The organism is Mariniflexile fucanivorans (assembly GCF_004341235.1).
Classification (GTDB): domain Bacteria; phylum Bacteroidota; class Bacteroidia; order Flavobacteriales; family Flavobacteriaceae; genus Mariniflexile; species Mariniflexile fucanivorans.
Genome location: NZ_SLUP01000007.1, coordinates 155,495 through 174,479, shown reverse-complemented (window position 1 = coordinate 174,479; position 18,985 = coordinate 155,495). Strand labels below are relative to the sequence as shown.

Annotated in this window: 17 protein-coding genes; 8 read left to right on the top strand and 9 right to left on the bottom strand. The window is 32.8% G+C overall.

Translation table 11 applies throughout. The features are described 5' to 3' along the window. Position 1: 1 nt before the first annotated feature. Positions 2–547 (top strand): acyl-CoA thioesterase, encoded by a 546-nt coding sequence (locus tag EV196_RS14705; RefSeq protein WP_132218528.1) that lies wholly within the window; start codon positions 2–4, stop codon positions 545–547. Between the two features lie 163 nt (positions 548–710). Here the strand turns inward: EV196_RS14705 and carB are convergent, their stop codons facing one another. Both carB and rpmH read right to left on the bottom strand, forming a co-directional pair. Then, on the bottom strand, positions 711–3,563 hold the full coding sequence (carB, locus tag EV196_RS14700; protein WP_132218527.1) for a carbamoyl-phosphate synthase large subunit: 2,853 nt from the start codon (positions 3,561–3,563) through the stop codon (positions 711–713). Between the two features lie 113 nt (positions 3,564–3,676). Beyond that, the gene (gene rpmH, locus EV196_RS14695; RefSeq protein WP_076700048.1) at positions 3,677–3,838 is read right to left on the bottom strand and encodes a 50S ribosomal protein L34; all 162 of its coding nucleotides are present in this window, start codon (positions 3,836–3,838) and stop codon (positions 3,677–3,679) included. A 293-nt stretch (positions 3,839–4,131) separates the two neighbouring features. On the opposite strand from rpmH, the gene EV196_RS14690 reads away from it, so the two are divergent. Continuing rightward, complete coding sequence (locus EV196_RS14690; RefSeq protein WP_132218526.1) at positions 4,132–4,707, top strand: tetratricopeptide repeat protein; 576 nt, start codon at positions 4,132–4,134, stop codon at positions 4,705–4,707. On the opposite strand, the gene EV196_RS14685 is transcribed toward EV196_RS14690, so the two are convergent. From EV196_RS14685 to EV196_RS14675, 3 genes are read right to left on the bottom strand one after another with little or no spacing between them, the layout of a single operon-like run. Further along, positions 4,704–5,468: a DJ-1/PfpI family protein gene (locus tag EV196_RS14685; protein ID WP_132218525.1), complete on the bottom strand. Its 765-nt coding sequence runs from the start codon at positions 5,466–5,468 to the stop codon at positions 4,704–4,706. The genes EV196_RS14690 and EV196_RS14685 overlap by 4 nt on opposite strands. Before the next feature lie 34 nt (positions 5,469–5,502). Continuing rightward, positions 5,503–6,423: a lytic transglycosylase domain-containing protein gene (locus EV196_RS14680; protein ID WP_132218524.1), complete on the bottom strand. Its 921-nt coding sequence runs from the start codon at positions 6,421–6,423 to the stop codon at positions 5,503–5,505. Positions 6,424–6,459: 36 nt separating this feature from the next. After that, a complete protein-coding gene (locus EV196_RS14675; protein WP_132218523.1) occupies positions 6,460–7,125 on the bottom strand; it encodes an alpha/beta hydrolase family protein in 666 nt (221 codons plus the stop codon). A gap of 168 nt (positions 7,126–7,293) precedes the next feature. On the opposite strand from EV196_RS14675, the gene EV196_RS14670 reads away from it, so the two are divergent. After that, on the top strand, positions 7,294–7,590 hold the full coding sequence (locus EV196_RS14670; RefSeq protein WP_207902867.1) for an N-acetyltransferase: 297 nt from the start codon (positions 7,294–7,296) through the stop codon (positions 7,588–7,590). Positions 7,591–7,667: 77 nt separating this feature from the next. On the opposite strand, the gene EV196_RS14665 is transcribed toward EV196_RS14670, so the two are convergent. Beyond that, a complete protein-coding gene (locus EV196_RS14665) occupies positions 7,668–8,156 on the bottom strand; it encodes a hypothetical protein (protein ID WP_132218522.1) in 489 nt (162 codons plus the stop codon). A 111-nt stretch (positions 8,157–8,267) separates the two neighbouring features. Beyond that, complete coding sequence (gene mtaB / locus EV196_RS14660) at positions 8,268–9,599, bottom strand: tRNA (N(6)-L-threonylcarbamoyladenosine(37)-C(2))-methylthiotransferase MtaB (protein WP_132218521.1); 1,332 nt, start codon at positions 9,597–9,599, stop codon at positions 8,268–8,270. A 290-nt stretch (positions 9,600–9,889) separates the two neighbouring features. Here mtaB and EV196_RS14655 point away from each other — a divergent pair, with 290 nt between their 5' ends. After that, positions 9,890–11,467 (top strand): ABC transporter substrate-binding protein, encoded by a 1,578-nt coding sequence (locus EV196_RS14655; RefSeq protein WP_132218643.1) that lies wholly within the window; start codon positions 9,890–9,892, stop codon positions 11,465–11,467. Between the two features lie 71 nt (positions 11,468–11,538). Here EV196_RS14655 and EV196_RS14650 read toward each other — a convergent pair whose 3' ends face one another. Next, on the bottom strand, positions 11,539–12,714 hold the full coding sequence (locus EV196_RS14650; protein ID WP_132218520.1) for a GlmU family protein: 1,176 nt from the start codon (positions 12,712–12,714) through the stop codon (positions 11,539–11,541). Positions 12,715–12,864: 150 nt separating this feature from the next. Beyond that, entirely contained in the window at positions 12,865–13,116 is a 252-nt protein-coding gene (locus EV196_RS14645; protein WP_117172368.1) for a type B 50S ribosomal protein L31, read from the bottom strand. Positions 13,117–13,330: 214 nt separating this feature from the next. Here EV196_RS14645 and EV196_RS14640 point away from each other — a divergent pair, with 214 nt between their 5' ends. From EV196_RS14640 to EV196_RS14625, 4 genes are all read left to right on the top strand, one after another. Next, a complete protein-coding gene (locus tag EV196_RS14640) occupies positions 13,331–13,861 on the top strand; it encodes a DUF4199 domain-containing protein (protein ID WP_132218519.1) in 531 nt (176 codons plus the stop codon). A 41-nt stretch (positions 13,862–13,902) separates the two neighbouring features. Then, positions 13,903–14,853, top strand: coding sequence for a glycosyltransferase family 2 protein (locus EV196_RS14635; protein WP_132218518.1), 951 nt, complete (start codon positions 13,903–13,905; stop codon positions 14,851–14,853). A gap of 281 nt (positions 14,854–15,134) precedes the next feature. Further along, positions 15,135–16,865, top strand: a complete 1,731-nt coding sequence (locus tag EV196_RS14630) for a phospho-sugar mutase (protein WP_207902866.1) — start codon at positions 15,135–15,137, stop codon at positions 16,863–16,865. 80 nt (positions 16,866–16,945) lie between these two features. Continuing rightward, a complete protein-coding gene (locus EV196_RS14625) occupies positions 16,946–18,772 on the top strand; it encodes an ABC transporter ATP-binding protein (protein WP_132218517.1) in 1,827 nt (608 codons plus the stop codon). The last annotated feature ends 213 nt before the right edge of the window (positions 18,773–18,985 follow it).

Sequence of the window (18,985 nt, the reverse complement as noted above, 5' to 3'; positions counted from 1 at the left end):
TATGATTAGAACAATTGAAGAATCGCAAATAACCATTACACAATTAATGTTACCAACTAACTCTAATTTTAGTGGTAAAATACATGGAGGCTATATTTTAAGCCTTATGGACCAGATAGCATTTGCTTGTGCTTCTAAACATTCAAGAAATTACTGTGTAACAGCATCGGTAAATAAGGTAGATTTTTTAAATCCTATTGAAGTTGGCGAACTTGTAACATTAAAAGCCTCCATTAATTATACAGGAAGAACCTCGATGGTTATTGGAGTTAGGATAGAGTCTGAAAACATACAAACAGGCGAGAAAAAGCATTGTAATTCCTCCTATTTCACCATGGTTGCTAAAGATGAAAATGGAGAAAACGTACCAGTTCCAGGAATTATATTGGATACTAAAGATAAAGTAAGACGCTTTGCCAGAAGTATTGCCAGACAAGAACAGGCAAAACACAGATCTACAGCCTTTAGAACTTCAGAATTTAAAATGGAGCTCTATTTAGAATCTTTAAAAGGACAAAATGCACAAATTGAAACCATACATTATTAATTTCTTTTAAAACAAAGCATAAAAAAAAGCTGTCTATAAAGTGTATTATATTTACTTTGTCAGGTTGAGCTTGTCGAAACCGATATTGATTATCAATAAGTTAAATATTTCGACAGGCTCAATATGACATAGAATTACACTTTTCAGACAGCCTCTTCTATCTTTATTTATTCAAGTACATTTTTCGTCTTGAGTATAGTTCGTAAAACTCATCGTCTTTTAAACTATCTATAAACAAGATACTTTCACCTGTACTTTTCATTTCAGGTCCTAACTTCTTATTTACGTTATGAAATTTATTGAACGAGAACACTGGTTGCTTAATAGCAAATCCTTTTAATTGTGGATTAAAGTTGAAATCTTTAACCTTTTTCTCTCCCAACATCACCTTGGTTGCATAATTTACATAAGGCTCGCCGTAAGCTTTTGCTATAAACGGAACCGTTCTAGATGCTCTAGGGTTTGCTTCGATGATGTAAACAATATCATCTTTAATTGCAAACTGTATATTTATTAAACCAACCGTATTAAGTGCTAACGCAATTTTTTTGGTGTGGTCTTTAATTTGTTGCATGACAAATTCACCTAAATTAAATGGTGGCAACATGGAGTTACTATCACCCGAATGTATTCCACATGGCTCAATATGTTCCATGATACCAATAATGTAAACCTCTTCGCCATCGCAAATAGCATCGGCTTCTGCCTCAATAGCGCCCTCTAAATAATGGTCTAACAATAACTGGTTCCCTGGCATTTGGCTTAATAAATCAACAACATGTTTTTCAAGTTCTTCCCTATTGATAACAATTTTCATGCCTTGGCCACCAAGTACGTATGAAGGTCTTACCAATATTGGGAAATCCAACACATCAGCAATTCTTGCAGCTTCATCTGCGGTTGTAGCAATATCAAATTGAGGATAAGGAATATTATTTTCTTTTAATAAGTTTGAAAAATGCCCTCTATCTTCAGCTAAATCTAAAGATTCATAGCTTGTTCCAATTATTTTAACACCCCATTTGGTTAATTTTTCAGCAAGTTTCAACGCCGTTTGCCCACCTAATTGCACAATCACACCTTCTGGTTTTTCATGCTTGATGATGTCGTAAATATGTTCCCAGAAAACAGGTTCAAAATATAATTTATCGGCAGTATCAAAATCGGTTGAAACCGTTTCAGGATTACAGTTTATCATAATGGTTTCATAACCACATTCAGCAGCCGCTAACACACCATGTACACAACAATAATCGAACTCGATACCTTGCCCAATTCGGTTTGGTCCCGAACCTAAAACGATGATTTTCTTCTTATCTGTAACAATACTTTCATTATCTGCATAACGTTTTCCGTCGGCAGTTTCCATATCGCTTTCAAACGTTGAATAATAATATGGCGTTTTAGCTTTAAACTCGGCAGCACAGGTATCTACCAATTTATAGACACGATTCACACCAAATTCTTCACGCTTATTATAAACCTGACTTTCCAAACAACCCAACATGTGTGCTATTTGTCTGTCTCCGTAGCCTTTTTGCTTTGCTTCAAGTAATAAATCTTTTTGAATGGTATCAATTTTAAATGTAGAAATTTCTTTCTGAAGCAAGAACAATTCTTCGTATTGCTTCAAGAACCACATATCAATTTTTGTGATTTCGTGAATTCTACTTAACGGAATTCCCATAGCGATGGCATCGTAAATAATGAATACACGATCCCAAGAAGCATAGGTTAATTTCTCTATAATTTGGTTATAATCTTTATTCTCTTTACCATCAGCACCTAATCCATTACGCTTAATTTCAAGCGATTGCGTTGCTTTATGTAAGGCTTCTTGAAAAGAACGTCCAATCCCCATAACTTCACCAACAGATTTCATTTGAAGTCCTAAGGTTCTGTCAGATCCTTCAAATTTATCAAAGTTCCAACGTGGTATTTTAACAATCACATAATCTAAAGTAGGTTCAAACAACGCCGAAGTAGATTTTGTAATTTGATTTTGTAATTCATCTAAATGATACCCCAAAGCCAATTTAGCCGCTATTTTCGCAATAGGATATCCTGTTGCTTTACTTGCTAATGCTGAAGAACGTGATACACGCGGGTTGATTTCAATGGCTATAATGTCTTCTTTTTCATCTGGAGACACTGCAAACTGCACATTACATCCACCTGCAAAATCACCAATACTTCGCATCATATGGATAGCCATATCACGCATTTTTTGATATGTTTTATCACTTAAAGTCATTGCTGGTGCTACCGTAATAGAATCACCTGTATGAATTCCAATCGGGTCCATATTTTCAATAGAACAGATAATTACCACATTATCATTGGCATCACGTAACAATTCTAATTCGTACTCTTTCCAACCAATTAATGCTTTATCAATCATTACCTCGTGGATAGGAGACACCTCTAATCCTCGTGTTAATAATTCATCATAATCTTCTTCTTTATAAACGAATGAAGCCCCTTCACCACCTAATGTAAATGATGCCCTAATGATTAATGGAAAACCAAATTCCTGCGCAATTTCTTTTCCTTTCAAGTAAGAAGTAGCCGTTGCTTGAGGTGCCATAGGGATACCTATTTTAAGCATTAGCATTCTAAACTTCTCTCTATCTTCTGTAATATTGATAGCGTCGATATCTACACCAATAATTTCAACATTAAAATCTTTCCAAATCCCTTTTTCGTCTGCTTCAATACATAAGTTTAATGCAGTTTGTCCACCCATAGTTGGCAAAACGGCATCAATTTGTGGATGTTCCTTTAATATTTTAATTAAAGACTTGGTTGTAAGCGGCAACAAATACACATGGTCGGCCATTGATGGGTCGGTCATGATGGTTGCTGGATTCGAATTAATTAAAATGGTTTCAATTCCATCCTCTCTTAAAGAGCGTAATGCTTGCGTTCCTGAATAATCAAACTCGCATGCTTGCCCAATAATGATAGGACCAGATCCAATAATTAGAATAGATTTAAGTTTTGAATTTTTTGGCATTTTTACTTTTTAATTGTTGTTTTATAATAAGTTACAAAAATAGGCATTAACAGATATAAAAAAAGGCATTACACTTAAGTAATACCTTTATTATATTAACAATTGTTAATCATTTATTTTTTATGTCTCGCTTCAGATGATACAGACAATTTTTTTCTACCCTTAGCTCTTCTACGAGCAAGTACTTTTCTTCCATTAGCAGAAGCCATTCTTTCTCTAAAACCGTGTTTGTTTCTTCTTTTTCTTTTTGATGGCTGAAATGTTCTTTTGCTCATTACTTTATATCTTTAAAATCTGAATTGTACTTTTTATTTATTATTTTGGGTTCCTTTAAAACCGAGGGCAAATATACAAAGAGTTTTTACTCTGGCAAATGTTATTTTAAAAAAAAATTTAATTTATTTTCACGAAACTAAATTGAGTACTAAATGCTTCATTTATTTAGGGTAAACTACGCTTTTTTGTTAAAAATGTATGGATTGATTTTGACAAAAATTTAGTTTCTTTGCATTCAACAATTAAATCAGACGATAAAAAATGTCTGTAACAACATTTCAAACTATACAAAATGTACAATAAAATCATAAAACTTATTATAGCTGCTGGAATTATAGCTTTTGCAGTTTATCAATTTACTGAAGGAAACATTGGTAACGGCATCATGTTTATATTGCTTTCTTTAATTTTTGTATTCCTATATTTTAAAAACGAGTTTATTCTATTGGCTTTTTTAAGATTACGTAAACAAGATTTTGAAGGTGCTAAAAAATGGTTGGATAAAATTAAAAACCCTGAAGCTGCCTTAGTAAAAAAACAACAAGGCTATTATAATTACTTACATGGTTTAATGGTTTCGCAAACCAATATTAATGAGGCTGAAAAATATTTCAAGAAAGCAGTAACGCTAGGTTTATCTATGGATCATGATTTAGCCATGGCAAAGTTGAATTTGTCTGGCATCGCTTTTTCCAAACGAAGAAAAATAGAAGCTGAAAAACTACTTGCCGAAGCTCAAAAATTAGACAAACAAGGCATGTTGACCGACCAGATAAAAATGATGAAAGAGAATATGAAACGTGCTGTGGGGCCAACACAACATTTTGGTGCAGGTGGTTCTATAAGAGCTCAAAAAAGGAGAGGTTAATTTTCTTTCGACTTCCAATTTTGGAGTCTATCCAAATATAAATACGATTCTACAAATTCTCGGTGGGCTTTACTTGTCATTTTTTCAACTAAATTCAAAGCTGAAATATAACTTGCTAAGTTTCCATTAGAAGAACTGAATTTACCATCTTCCACATAAGTTACTAATGAATCGTTCTGTACAATTAAGTTAGGATAATCTTTCTGTAATTGCTCGCCACCACCAATCCAGGTTACTATTTTTTTGCCATCTGCAATTCCAGATGTGCCTATTAACTGTGCGCCTCCACAATTACTTACTACATATTTAGTTTCTTCGTTTTTCTTTTTTATGAAATCTATAATATTTTTATTGTGTACTTGGGCATACATATCATAAGCACTTGGCACAAAAAGCGCTTCCAGTTTTGGGCAATTTTCAAAGGTAAAATCTGGTACAAATCTCAAACCTTCTTCTGTAGTTATTAGGTTTTCGGTTTCGGCAATGGTGACAACGTTAAAAAGTTGTGTTCCATCTTCGGTTGGTTTCGAAAATACATCAGAGGTTGCCGTCACTTCTGTTTGCAATACGCCATTATACATTAACAACCCAATAGTTGGCAATTCAGTTTTAAAAGGTTTTAAATGTTTGGTTAAAGTATCAGTTGAAATTTCTTTATGAGTCTTAAATTCAGAATCAGAGTCTTTTTTTGATTTATCCGAATTACAATTCAGTAAAAAAAATGTCAAAAACGCTACGCATAGTATTTTCAATATCTTCATTATAAAATGGTTTGTAATTTTAACCCAAAGTTAATTAGTTATAATAGCCTTTTTCGGGAATTTCAATCGTATAATTTTTTCTAGATTTATTATTAAGCTTAGGCTCCCTTAACCAAGGATTATGAATTTTTAGTATTTTGTAATTGATACCATGCTCTTCTGCAAACTTTGTGAAATCGGTTATTTCAGTATCCACATTCACTTCATAAGTAGGTATATTGGTATACAAATCTTTTTCTCTAAAATTAAAACCATATTTAGCTGGGTTCGATAAAATTTCTTTTAAAGCAACGATTCTAAAAATATAACGGCCAGTTTCTTCACCTAGCAATAAATCGTAATAATCGTTAACATTTTGCTCTCTCAAATATCTGGAAACACCACCGTTACCTGCATTGTAAGCCGCAGCTGCCAGCGTCCAAGAACCTAATTCTTGTTTTGATTTTAATAAATACTTACAAGCCACTTCGGTTGATTTTTCCAAATGGTAACGTTCATCTACGTTATCATTCACCTCCAAACCATTTTCCCTAGCGGTAGCTGGCATAATTTGCCAAACACCACGTGCTCCAGCAGGAGAAACAGCGTTGGTTAAACCACTTTCAATAACTGCTAAATATTTAAAATCGTCTGGAATACCATTTTTAGCCAAAATAGGTTCTATAATCGGGAAATATTTTTTAGCACGCTTAAACATTAATAATCCGTTAGATTGCCAATAAGTATTTACCAATAATTCTTTATCCATGCGCTCTAAAATATCTGGATCTTTAAGCGGCATAGGTTCACCTGCAAAATCTAAATTACTCGGTATTTGAAGTGCATAAACATTATAATCGTTTATAAGTTTTTTTTCAAAATTTTCATCTGTAGGCGCTTCTTGTATGGCATAAATAAATAGCGCACATAAACTTAATAATCCCACAAACGCCAATAATTTCTGTATAGTCTTCATTTTCAATAAGTTTTTATTTAAAGGTAATAGTTTTGTTTAATTTTCTAAAATTATACTTGGTAAATTTTCGTTAAACCACTTATATTTATTGATAATCATGATATGGGTTCCTCCTTTTATAGTGATACAATTTGAAATATATTTTATAGGAAATACAGCATCATTGTCACCATGAATATGAACTAAATTAGGTTGATACGTTTCTTGATGCCAACAAACCATTTCTTTTATTGCCCAACTTAAATAACTACTATCGTTTACCGACAAATATTTTTTATAAAGCTCCAACCGCTTGGTTACCTCACTACCAAAAGCGTATTTAGCTAAAAGTTCAATATTACCCATTAACTGTGTTGGCAACAACTTATATGCCATGGTTGTTTTTGCTAACAACATTTTTTTTGGCAACTCATTTGTTGATTTAACGCTAGATACTATAATAAGTTTTCGAACAGTAATGTGCTTACTTATTTCTTGCACTAAAACACCACCAAATGACACGCCCAATAAAACGATATTATCATGTTTAATTTCTGAAGTCATTCTTAATGCATAGGCACTAATAGTTTCATTTTTAAGAGGTATAAACCATTCTAAAAGATGAACTTCAAATTGATTATCTGGTAATTTTATATACTCAAAAATTTTAGGACTAGCCGCCATTCCGGGCATTAAATAAACATGTATTATTTCTTTACTCATAAATTCTAAGATAAAAAACAATAAACTAACTGTAATAGTTTATTTTATAAGGCATTAACCTTTATTTTACTTTTTAGTAATGATTATTTTACGTAATTTTGCATAACAAAGTTATATAAATAGCACTCACTATTTTAGATTCCTTAAGAAGAAATAAAAAAACTTACCATGATTGATGCTGCAGAATTAATAGACAACGATTTTTTACGCCAATTTGAACTTAAAATTGACAATCACCTTGCTAAAATAGAATACTCACTGCAAGAACGAAAAATTTTTTTAACTAAACTTATCATTCCCGAAGAAATTAACGATGACAATTTTTGTAAAGAATTTTTAGCGGCTGTGTTTGAGCAAATTGAAGAACGTAACCTAAGTGTTGTACCCACTAGCCCAGAAATCGCTAAATTTGTAAGAAGTAACCGAAAATATAAACGCATGCTTCCGGTTGGTTTAAGGATATGATTTCTTAATTTACGATTTACAAAAAAATACAGAATCCAAAGTTCATAGCTTTGGATTTTTTGTTTTACAAATAAAAATTACTGCTTTGTATAAACCAACGTTAAATCTTTACTCGCGATTATTTCGGTTAAATCTTCATTATAAATTTTAATAGCATCCACAAATACACGAGATAACTTATTCCCGTTTACGGTTGCAACCCTATCACTAATTAAAACTTCATTTCCATTTATAGTATATGTTGTCGCAAAACTTATAACACCTTCTTCATCACATTCAACATTAAAAACATAGTTATTTGAAGTGCCGTTTACCAACACAATGTCTATGCTTGGATTGAACGTGTTATTTGAAGTAACCACACCTTTCGAATCAAAAACCAAAGTTTCGTTATTTACACACTCTATTTCATTCAATATATTTGTGTTGATAATACCATCATTATTTATATCGAATCCGTTGTTTACGTTCCATTCGGTTAATACCCAAACACCGTTAACGCTATCAGAAGAGCAACTAACGAACACTAAAGTGAATAATACTAAAGCTAAAATTATTCTTTTCATATTTGGGACAACTAAGGAAGTTGTCAATAAAAGTATTAAGCTGAATTTAATTTGACTTACAATTAACGACAAACGGAATATAATTCGGATAATTTGTAAGTAAGTATAGTTTTAATTGGAAAGCACTTCTACAAAATCAAATCTCACCAATCCATCATCATCAATTTTGGTAAGTAGAACCTCATGTAATGTATTTACTAATTCCGGATTCCAAGGTGCTTTTACTTTAACGTAATTCTCGGTGAATCCATTAATGTAACCTTCTTTGTTTTCACTTTCAAACAACACCGATCTGGTAGTTCCTAATTGACTTTCATAAAACGCACGACGCTTTTTTACAGATAATCCTCGTAACATTTTACTACGCTTATTTCTCACATTCATAGGCACCACACCATCCATTTCTACCGCTTCGGTATTATCACGCTCAGAATATGTAAACACATGTAAATATGAAATATCTAACTCGTTTAAAAAGTTATAAGACTCTAAAAAATGCGCATCTGTTTCGCCCGGAAACCCCACAATAACGTCAACACCTATACAAGCATGCGGCATCACCTCTTTTATTTTTGAAACTCTGTCCACATACAATTCGCGCATATAACGACGTTTCATTTTTTTAAGAATTTCATTACTTCCACTTTGCAATGGAATATGAAAATGAGGTACAAATGCTCTAGATTTTGAAACCAAATCGATGGTTTCATTTTTTAACAGGTTAGGCTCAATAGATGAGATTCGTAAACGCTCAATGCCTTTTACTTTATCTAATTCGGTTACCAAATCTAAAAAAGTATGTTCATGTGTTTTATTTCCGAATTCACCTTTACCATAATCGCCAATATTCACACCCGTTAACACAATTTCTTTTATGTTTTGAGCTGAAATTTCCTTGGCATTTTTCAATACACTTTGCATGGTATCACTTCGAGAAATACCCCGTGCTAATGGAATGGTGCAATATGTACATTTATAATCGCAACCATCTTGTACTTTTAAAAAGGCTCGTGTTCTATCGCCTATGGAATAACTGCCTACATAAAAATCGGCTTCCTCAATTTCACAAGAATGCACTTCACCAAAATCGTTTTTAGAAAGATCGTTTAAATAATCGGTGATTTTAAATTTCTCGGTAGCTCCCAAAACCAAATCTACACCATTAACATCGGCCAATTCTTGCGGTTTTAATTGCGCATAACAACCTACTGCAGCTACAAATGCTTTCGGATTGGCTCTTTGAGCTTGTTTTACAATGCTTTTAAAACGCTTGTCGGCATTTTCGGTTACCGAACAGGTGTTTATTACATAAATATCGGCATTTTCAGAAAAATCTACACGATCAAACCCTTCATCTGTAAAACTTCTGGCAATCGTAGATGTTTCAGAAAAATTAAGTTTACAACCTAACGTATAAAATGCGACTTTTTTTCGAGAATTCATTTCAATTATTAAAGGTGCAAAGTTAAATAAAAAAAGAGCGTTTCAAAACCGAAACGCTCTTAATTAAAATCCATAGCATTATATTATAACAATTGAAAGACTTGGGTTATTATTAACAGTAATGCTATCTAACTATTTTATCAGACACAGCACTTAATAAAAAGTCACATTTTTTTTAACTACATAAATAATTAGAAATAGATAATAAAAACTTTATTTTTGAATGGTTTAAAAATATAATTGTGAAAATAAAGAATTCGGAAATTTTAAAATATTTTACAGTATGTTTAATGTTGCAACTATTTATTTCGTGCAATAAGAAAACTACAAATAATAATGATTCACTTGTTTTTAGATACAACGAACACAAAAACATAGGATCTTTAGACCCTGCTTTTTCTAAAGATATAGCCGATATTTGGGCCACAAACCAATTATTTAACGGTTTGGTACAAATGGATACACAATTAAATGTGCAACCCTGTATTGCTAAAAATTGGAGTATTTCCGATGATGCCCTTACCTACTCATTTTCATTGCGCAACGATGTGTATTTCCATAAAGATATCTTGTTCGGAAAAGATTCCACTAGAACAGTAAAGGCTTACGATTTTGAATACAGTTTAAACCGGTTGCTGGACGAGCAAATTGCTTCCCCTGGAAGTTGGGTTTTGTCCAAAGTTGATGGTTTTAAAGCTATTAACGACACCCTTTTTCAGGTTCAATTAAAACAACCGTTTCCTGCTTTTTTAGGGTTACTTACAATGAAATACTGCTCGGTGGTTCCTAAAGAAATTGTAGAATATTATGGTAATGATTTTAGATCACATCCCATTGGCACAGGTCCTTTTAAATTTAAACGTTGGGAAGAAAACATAAAATTGGTTTTTAGAAAAAATACAGATTACTTTGAAACCGATGAAAACGATAATAAATTACCTTATTTAGAAGCCGTTTCAATTACCTTTTTACCAGATAAACAAAGTGAATTTTTACAGTTTGCCCAAGGAAATATCGATTTTGTTTCGGGTTTAGATGCATCCTATAAAGATGAAATTTTAACCGCAGACGGACAACTTAGAAATTTATATAAAAACGATGTGAATATGATTCGTGGTCCTTATCTAAACACTGAATATTTAGCGTTTTATATGGATTCTAAAATTCCTGAAATACAATCGGAACTGATAAGAAAAGCGGTTAATTACGGGTTCGATAGAAAAAAAATGATGGTTTATTTACGTAACGGTGTTGGTATCCCTGCAAATGGTGGTTTTATTCCAAAAGGGCTACCGGGTTACAACGAAACTTTAGGGTTCGATTTTCAACCTGAAAAAGCAAAACAATTGATTACTCAATTCAAAAAAGAAACGGGCGTACAAAACCCTGAAATATCCATTACAACCACTAGTAATTATTTAAGTTTTTGTGAATACATACAGCGAGAACTTCAAAAGATTGGATTACTTGTTAATGTAGATGTCATTCCTGCTGCCACTTTAAAGGATGCAAAAGCCAACGGAAAACTAGATATTTTTAGAGCCAGTTGGGTTGCCGATTACCCAGATGCTGAAAATTACCTTTCATTATATTACAGCAAAAACTTTGCACCAAACGGCCCTAATTACAGCCACTTTAATTCTGTACAATTTGACCAATGGTATGAAGAAGCTTTCACCATAACCGATACAAAAAAACGAGAACGACTCTATAAAAAGATGGATAGTTTAGTGATGGAGAAAGCACCTGTAGTTGTGATGTTTTATGATGAAGTGGTACGTTTTACACGTAAAAACGTGACTGGTTTAGGGATTAACCCTATTAATTTATTGGAATTGAAACGGGTAAAAAAAACTGGCTTGAACTGAATTATTATACAAAAGGCACAGCATTCTTAATACCCTAACTAGAACTGAGATAATAAACTTAGACTAAAAAACTAATCCCTTCTATACTTTTTAGTTTCTTCAAATACGTGTTCTAAAATAGCTTTATCTTGATCGGTAAATTCAATATGTCGTCTAGACATCACCACTTCGGCTACTTCAAAAGCCTTTTTAGTTAAATAGGTTGTAAAACCTGCACTTCCGCCCCAACTAAAACTTGGTATAAAATTTCTTGGAAAGCCACTCCCGTAAATATTGGCACTAACACCCACTACCGTACCGGTATTAAACATGGTGTTTATACCACATTTACTATGGTCACCCATCATAAGTCCACAAAATTGCAAGCCTGTTCTTGCAAAACTTTCGGTTTGGTAGTCCCATAAACGGACTTCGGCATAATTATTTTTCAAATTTGACGTATTGGTATCGGCGCCTAAATTGCACCATTCACCTAAAACGGAGTTTCCCAAATACCCATCATGTCCTTTATTTGAATTTGCAAATAATACGGCATTATTTATCTCTCCTCCTACTTTACTTGAAGGCCCAACCGTAGTAGCTCCATAAATTCTAGCGCCCATTTTAACAATAGCTTCTTCACACAATGCAAAAGGACCACGAATTAAAGTCCCTTCCATTATCAAAGCATTTTTACCTATGTAAATAGGGCCATTAGTAGCGTTTAGCGTAGTAAATTCTAACGTAGCTCCTTCTTCAATAAAAATATTTTCAGCGGCTATTACATTATTACTCGATGGAATAGGTTTTGAGACTCTTCCGTCTGTAATTAAATTAAAATCTTCTTGTATGGCGTCATCATTTTTTGAAAACAGATCCCAAGTATGTTCAACTTTTAAAACATCAGCATCAAATTCAATGGCTTCATACGTATCAAAATCAACCTCTTCTTGTGTATCTTTTGAAAAAAAAGCAATTACATCTTCATCTTTAAAAATGGCCTGATTTTCCCGTAAATCTTTCACCATCTCTACCAATTCTAAGTTTGGAAGATAAGAGGCGTTTATCATCACATTTTCATCCATTTCTACCATAGGATATTTATCGGATAAATAATCTTCGGTAATGGTTGTGGTTGTAGAATCTAAAAACATTTCCCATTTTTCTCGAATGGTTAAAATTCCTATTCTTATATCGGCAACAGGACGTGTGTATGTAAATGGCAATAAGTTGTTACGCGATGGTCCATCAAAAAGAATATAATTCATAAGAATTTTAAAGTTTGGAAAGTTTAAAGTTTAAAGTTGCTCACTCAAACTATAACTTTGTTGGTTTTCAAATCAAAAGTAGTTTAATTATAGAAAATAAAAAAGCCTTCCATATTAAATATAGAAGGCTTTGTATATAGTTGTTTAAGCTTATTTACTAAACTTAGCGTATTTGTTTTTGAATTTATCAATACGACCAGCAGTATCTATTAATTTAGATTTACCAGTGTAAAATGGGTGCGATGTTCTAGAAATCTCCATTTTAATAAGTGGATACTCAACACCATCAACCTCTAAAGTTTCACTTGTGCTTGCAGTAGATTTAGTTAAAAACACATCTTCGTTAGACATATCTTTAAATGCTACAATTCTATAATTTTCTGGATGTATATCTTTTTTCATCTGCTGATATTTATTTTTTTCTTCTGACAGATGTAACACTCAAAAAAGTGTTTCATCGCTTAAAGCTTTAATATTCTTTTCAATTTTGGTTTGCAAAAATAAGCATTTTTTACAATCTTGCAATACTTTTTTACATTTTTTATTACTAAAATTTATGTAACGAATTACTATCTTTGGATACTAACTAAAAACTAATCTCAATAAATACAAAATTATGGAAAAATCTGTAAAATCAATCGCTACGAATTACGGTTTATATTTAGGTGTTTTACTCGCACTTTTTACTGTACTTGCCTATGCTATAAGCTTGGAATTACTAACAGAAATGTGGTATGGCATAGTTATTTTAATTGTTATTGTTGCTTTTGGTATTGTATCTGTAGCAAAAATAAAACAAGCACAAGACAGTTACGCTAGTTTTAAAGAAGCATTCACTGCTTATTTCATTACTGTTCTAATTGGTCTGGTTATAAGCACCTTCGTGTCATTTCTACTATTTAACGTAATTGATACAGATGCTGCAGCTCTTTTAAAAGAAATGACTATTGAAAAAACGATTCAAATGATGGAAGGTTTCAATACACCAAGCGAAGCCATTGCCCAAGCAGTAGAGAATATTGAGAATCAAGACCAGTTCGGGCTACTTAGTATCGTAAAAGGATTAGCTGGTTACTTAGTGTTTTTTAGCATTATAGGATTAATCGTTGCTGCAGCTATGAAAAAAAGTAAACCCGACACCGAATAAATTCTGTATTTTTGAAGCATCAACTTTTTGAAAGCCTTTAAATGAACATATCAGTAGTCATACCACTACTTAACGAACAAGATTCTTTAACCGAATTACACGATTGGATTGCTAGGGTTATGCAATCCAATCATTTTTCATACGAAATCATTTTTATTGATGATGGCAGTACTGATGGCTCTTGGAATGTTATCACCCATTTATCATCTCAAAACCCTAATGTAAAAGGTATTCAATTTCTTAGAAATTTCGGAAAATCGCAAGCCTTACATGCTGGTTTTGAAAAAGCTACGGGCGATGTAATTATAACCATGGATGCCGACTTACAAGATAATCCAGATGAAATCCCCGAACTTTACAACTTAATAGTAAAAGATGGTTTTGATTTGGTTTCTGGCTGGAAAAAGAAACGTTACGATTCCGTTATTTCAAAAAATTTACCATCAAAACTATTCAATTGGGCTGCTAGAAAAACATCAGGAGTTAAACTAAACGATTTTAACTGCGGACTAAAAGCATTCCGAAAAGATGTCGTTAAAAATATTGATGTTAATGGCGAAATGCACCGTTACATTCCTGTTTTAGCAAAAAATGCAGGCTTCGTAAAAATTACCGAAAAAGTGGTTCAGCACCAAGCGAGAAAATATGGTGAAACCAAATTTGGCATGAACCGGTTTATCAATGGTTTTTTAGATCTAATCACCATCTGGTTTTTATCAAGTTTTGGCAAACGCCCCATGCATTTATTTGGCGCTTTAGGCTTTATCATGTTCGCCATCGGTTTTGGTTTTGCCCTCTATTTAGGAATCGACAAACTGTTTTTAAACCCAACGGGCAGACTTATTACCGATAGACCACAATTCTATTTGTCGCTTTCAACCATGATAATTGGCACACAATTTTTTGTTGCTGGTTTTTTGGGTGAAATCATTTTACGTACTAAAGAAGATAAAAAACGCTATTCAATAAAAGAAGCACTAAATTTAGAATAAATATTTGGGCGTTAGCATTATCCTGAAACAAGTCCAGTAAACTAGGTCGAGTTAGCAGTTAACACTAAGTGCAGACGAAGGGTTACAAGTTCTCGCTCCTAAGTGGCTGTGGGCTTACCATTGCAATCTCTAACGCAAAAAAACAAGTTCAAAACACTAATTTTAAATAAATAACAAAAAAATAATCCTAAAACATTAACATTTCAGTTCAAATTAGTAACTTTTACAAAAATATTCTCTTACTATTAATTACTTTTGAAACTTATTATTTTTAAGACATTATGATACACATTGAACCAAAAATTTTAGATCGAATTAACTCGTGGCTAACCCCAACTTTTGATGCCGAAACCCAATCTATTATAAAAAATAGCATTGCAAACAACCCAAAAGACATTCAAGAAAGTTTTTATAAAGACCTAGAATTTGGCACTGGAGGTATGCGTGGTATTATGGGCGTGGGCACCAACCGCATCAATAAGTACACCCTTGGAAAAAGTACACAAGGCTTAAGCGATTACCTAAACAAATCGTTTCCTAACGAAACACCAAAAGCGGTTATAGCTTTCGATTGTAGAAACAATAGTAAATCGCTTGCTAAAGTAGTTGCCGATGTGTTTTCAGCAAATGGCATACAAGTTTATTTATTTGAAGATTTACGGGCAACTCCCGAATTATCGTTCGCTGTAAAACATTTAAATTGCCATTGTGGTATTGTATTAACAGCATCACACAATCCGCCAGAATACAACGGTTATAAAGTATATTGGCAAGATGGCGGGCAATTAGTACCGCCACAAGATGGAGAAATTATTAAAGTTATTGATAGTTTAAAATATTCAGATATTAAATTTGAGGCCAACGATTCATTAATAAAATATATAGGTAAAGACGTTGATGATGTGTTTATAAACGAATCTGTTAAAAACGCAAACTTCAATACACCAGCAGAAGCAAAAGACAATTTAACCATTGTTTTCACATCGCTTCACGGAACTTCTATTACAGCTGTTCCTGAAACTCTAAAACGTGCAGGATTTAAAAATGTTCATATTGTAAAGGAACAAGAAGTACCAGACGGAAACTTTCCAACAGTAGCTTCACCAAATCCTGAAGAACCTGCCGCTTTAAAAATGGCGCTAGAACTTGCCGACAAAGTAAATGCAGATATCGTAATTGGAACCGACCCAGACTGCGACCGTTTAGGTGTGGCTGTGCGTAATTCAGAAAACAAATTACAATTGCTTAACGGAAATCAAACCATGTTAATGATGACCGATTTCCTATTAAAGCAATGGAAAGCTGCCGGAAAAATTAATGGCAACCAATTTATAGCTTCCACTATTGTATCTACACCTATGTTGAACAAATTAGCTGAAGCTTATAAAGTGGACAGCAAAATTGTGTTAACAGGTTTTAAATGGATTGCAAAACTTATTAAAGATTTCCCAGAACTCGATTTTATTGGTGGTGGCGAAGAAAGTTTTGGTTATATGGTAGGCGATTTTGTACGCGATAAAGATGCCGTTACCTCTACCCTACTAGCTTGCGAAATAGCGGCCGCAACAAAAGCAAACGGCAGTTCTTTTTACAACGAGCTTTTAAACCTTTATATGGAACATGGTTTTTACAAGGAAAAATTAGTGTCATTAACCAAAAAAGGCATTGAAGGCGCACAAGAAATTACTCAAATGATGATTGATGCTCGTGAAAATCCGCTTAAAACAGTAAATGGCTCTAAAGTTTTAAAAATTGAAGATTATGATTTATCAACATCGAAAAATTTGATAACTGGAGAAACGTCTTCTATAGATATTCCAAAATCGAATGTGATTATTTATTATTTAGAAGATGGTAGTCAAGTGGCATTAAGACCAAGTGGTACGGAGCCAAAAATTAAGTTTTATGTGAGTGTAAACACTAAATTAAATTCGGTAGCCGATTTTAGTAAAACCGAAGCTGCTCTCGATGCTAAAGCCGAAGCCATATTAAAAGACATGAAGTTAATATAATAACCCGTATCTTTGCTAAAAATTTGCATGCTTTTATGGTAACATAAAAGCATGTTTTATAAACAGACAAATCCTATTTAATGAATCAGTTTTTTAATATCCTAAGATATGCTAAACCTTATAAAAAGTATGCATTAGGACATATTTTATCAAACATTCTTTATGCCTTATTTGGCGCATTATCCTTTGTGGCACTCATACCCATGCTGGATATTTTATTTGAAAAAAATCAAGTAAAACCTATAGCCAAACCCGTTTATGAAGGCATAAATTCCTTAAAAGATTTTTATAAAGATTATTTAGCGTACCAAGTAAATTTATATGCCGAAAACGATCCTCAAAAAGCATTACTTTTAGTAGTTAGTTTAATAATTAGCTTATTTCTTTTAAAAAATATTTTTGGGTATTTGGCTAATTATTTCATGGTTTTTTTAAGAAACGGAGTGGTTCGCGATTTAAGAAACCGTGTTTACAAAAAAACAGTTGAACTCCCTCTTTCATTCTTTTCTGAACAAAAAAAAGGCGATATTATGTCGCGTGTTACAAATGATATATCAACACTGCAATACTCTATGTTGCCCGTTTTAGAGCTTATTGCAAGAGAACCTTTAACCATTATTTTCACGCTCATAATGATGATGATTATAAGTTTAAAACTAACCATATTCGTTTTTATATTTATTCCGTTATCAGGATTAATCATCTCTAGAATTGGTAAAAGCTTAAAACGAAAATCAGACCGCGTACAAAAAGAACAAGGCACCATTTTATCTATTTTAGAAGAAACCTTAACAGGATTACGCATTATAAAAGGCTTTAATGCTCAAGAAAAATTTAATGATAAGTTTGAAGAGTCTTCAACGCGCTCTTACCATTTTTCAAATAAATTATTCAATCGTCAAAATTTAGCATCACCAACTAGCGAATTTTTAGGCATTTTAGTTATTTCCATTCTACTTTGGTATGGTGGACAATTAGTGCTTGTAGATAACTCACTTGATGGTAGTTCTTTTATCGCTTACATGGGTTTGGCCTATAATATTATGGTGCCTGCCAAAGCCATTTCAAGAGGACTTTACAACATCAAACAAGGAGATGCTGCCGCTGAACGTATACAAGAAATAATAGATACACCTAATCCTTTAAAAGACAAAGAAAATGCTATCATTAAAACGGGATTTGATTCTGAAATTGTATTTGATAACATTTCTTTTAAGTATGAAAAAGAGTATGTATTAAAAAACTTTTCTTTAACCATTCCCAAAGGAAAAACGGTAGCTTTAGTAGGGCAATCTGGTAGTGGAAAATCTACCATAGCAAACCTTATTACGCGTTTTTATGATGTAAACGAAGGCAGTATATTAATTGACGGCATCAATATTAAAGATTTAGCAACAAAATCGTTACGCCAACAATTAGGCATTGTTACACAAGATGCTATTTTATTTAACGACAGTATTAAAAACAATTTAAAATTAGGAAAGGACAATGCTACGGACGAGGAAGTTATTGAAGCCTTAAAAATTGCCAATGCTTGGGAATTTGTAAAAGTCTTACCAAATGGTATTGAAACCAATATTGGCGATTCTGGAAACAAAATATCTGGTGGACAAAAACAACGTTTAAGTATTGCTCGTGCGGTATTAAAAAGTCCGCCAATTATGGTTTTAGATGAAGCAACCTCAGCACTCGATACCGAAAGCGAACGCTTGGTACAAGTCGCTCTGGAAAACATGATGAAAAACAGAACATCCATTGTTATTGCCCACAGATTATCTACCATACAAAATGCCGATGAAATTATAGTTTTAAATAAAGGTGAGATTGTAGAAAAAGGGAAACATGCCGAACTTATTGCTAAAAAAGGTGTTTACCAAAAGCTTGTTGAAATGCAAAGTTTTGAATAAGAAACAAAAGTTCTAAAAATACAAAAAAGGATAGAGCTTTGGGCTTCTATCCTTTTTTTATCCTGTTAGACTTGGGGAAGACTAACGACATAAGTAGGTTTCTGAAGCAAATTTAAAACAAAAATAAATAGCCTACAATAAAAAACGTATTTAATCGTTGTTATTATACACTTAATCGATATTTTAATTTATAATTTATTGTTTATCAGGTTT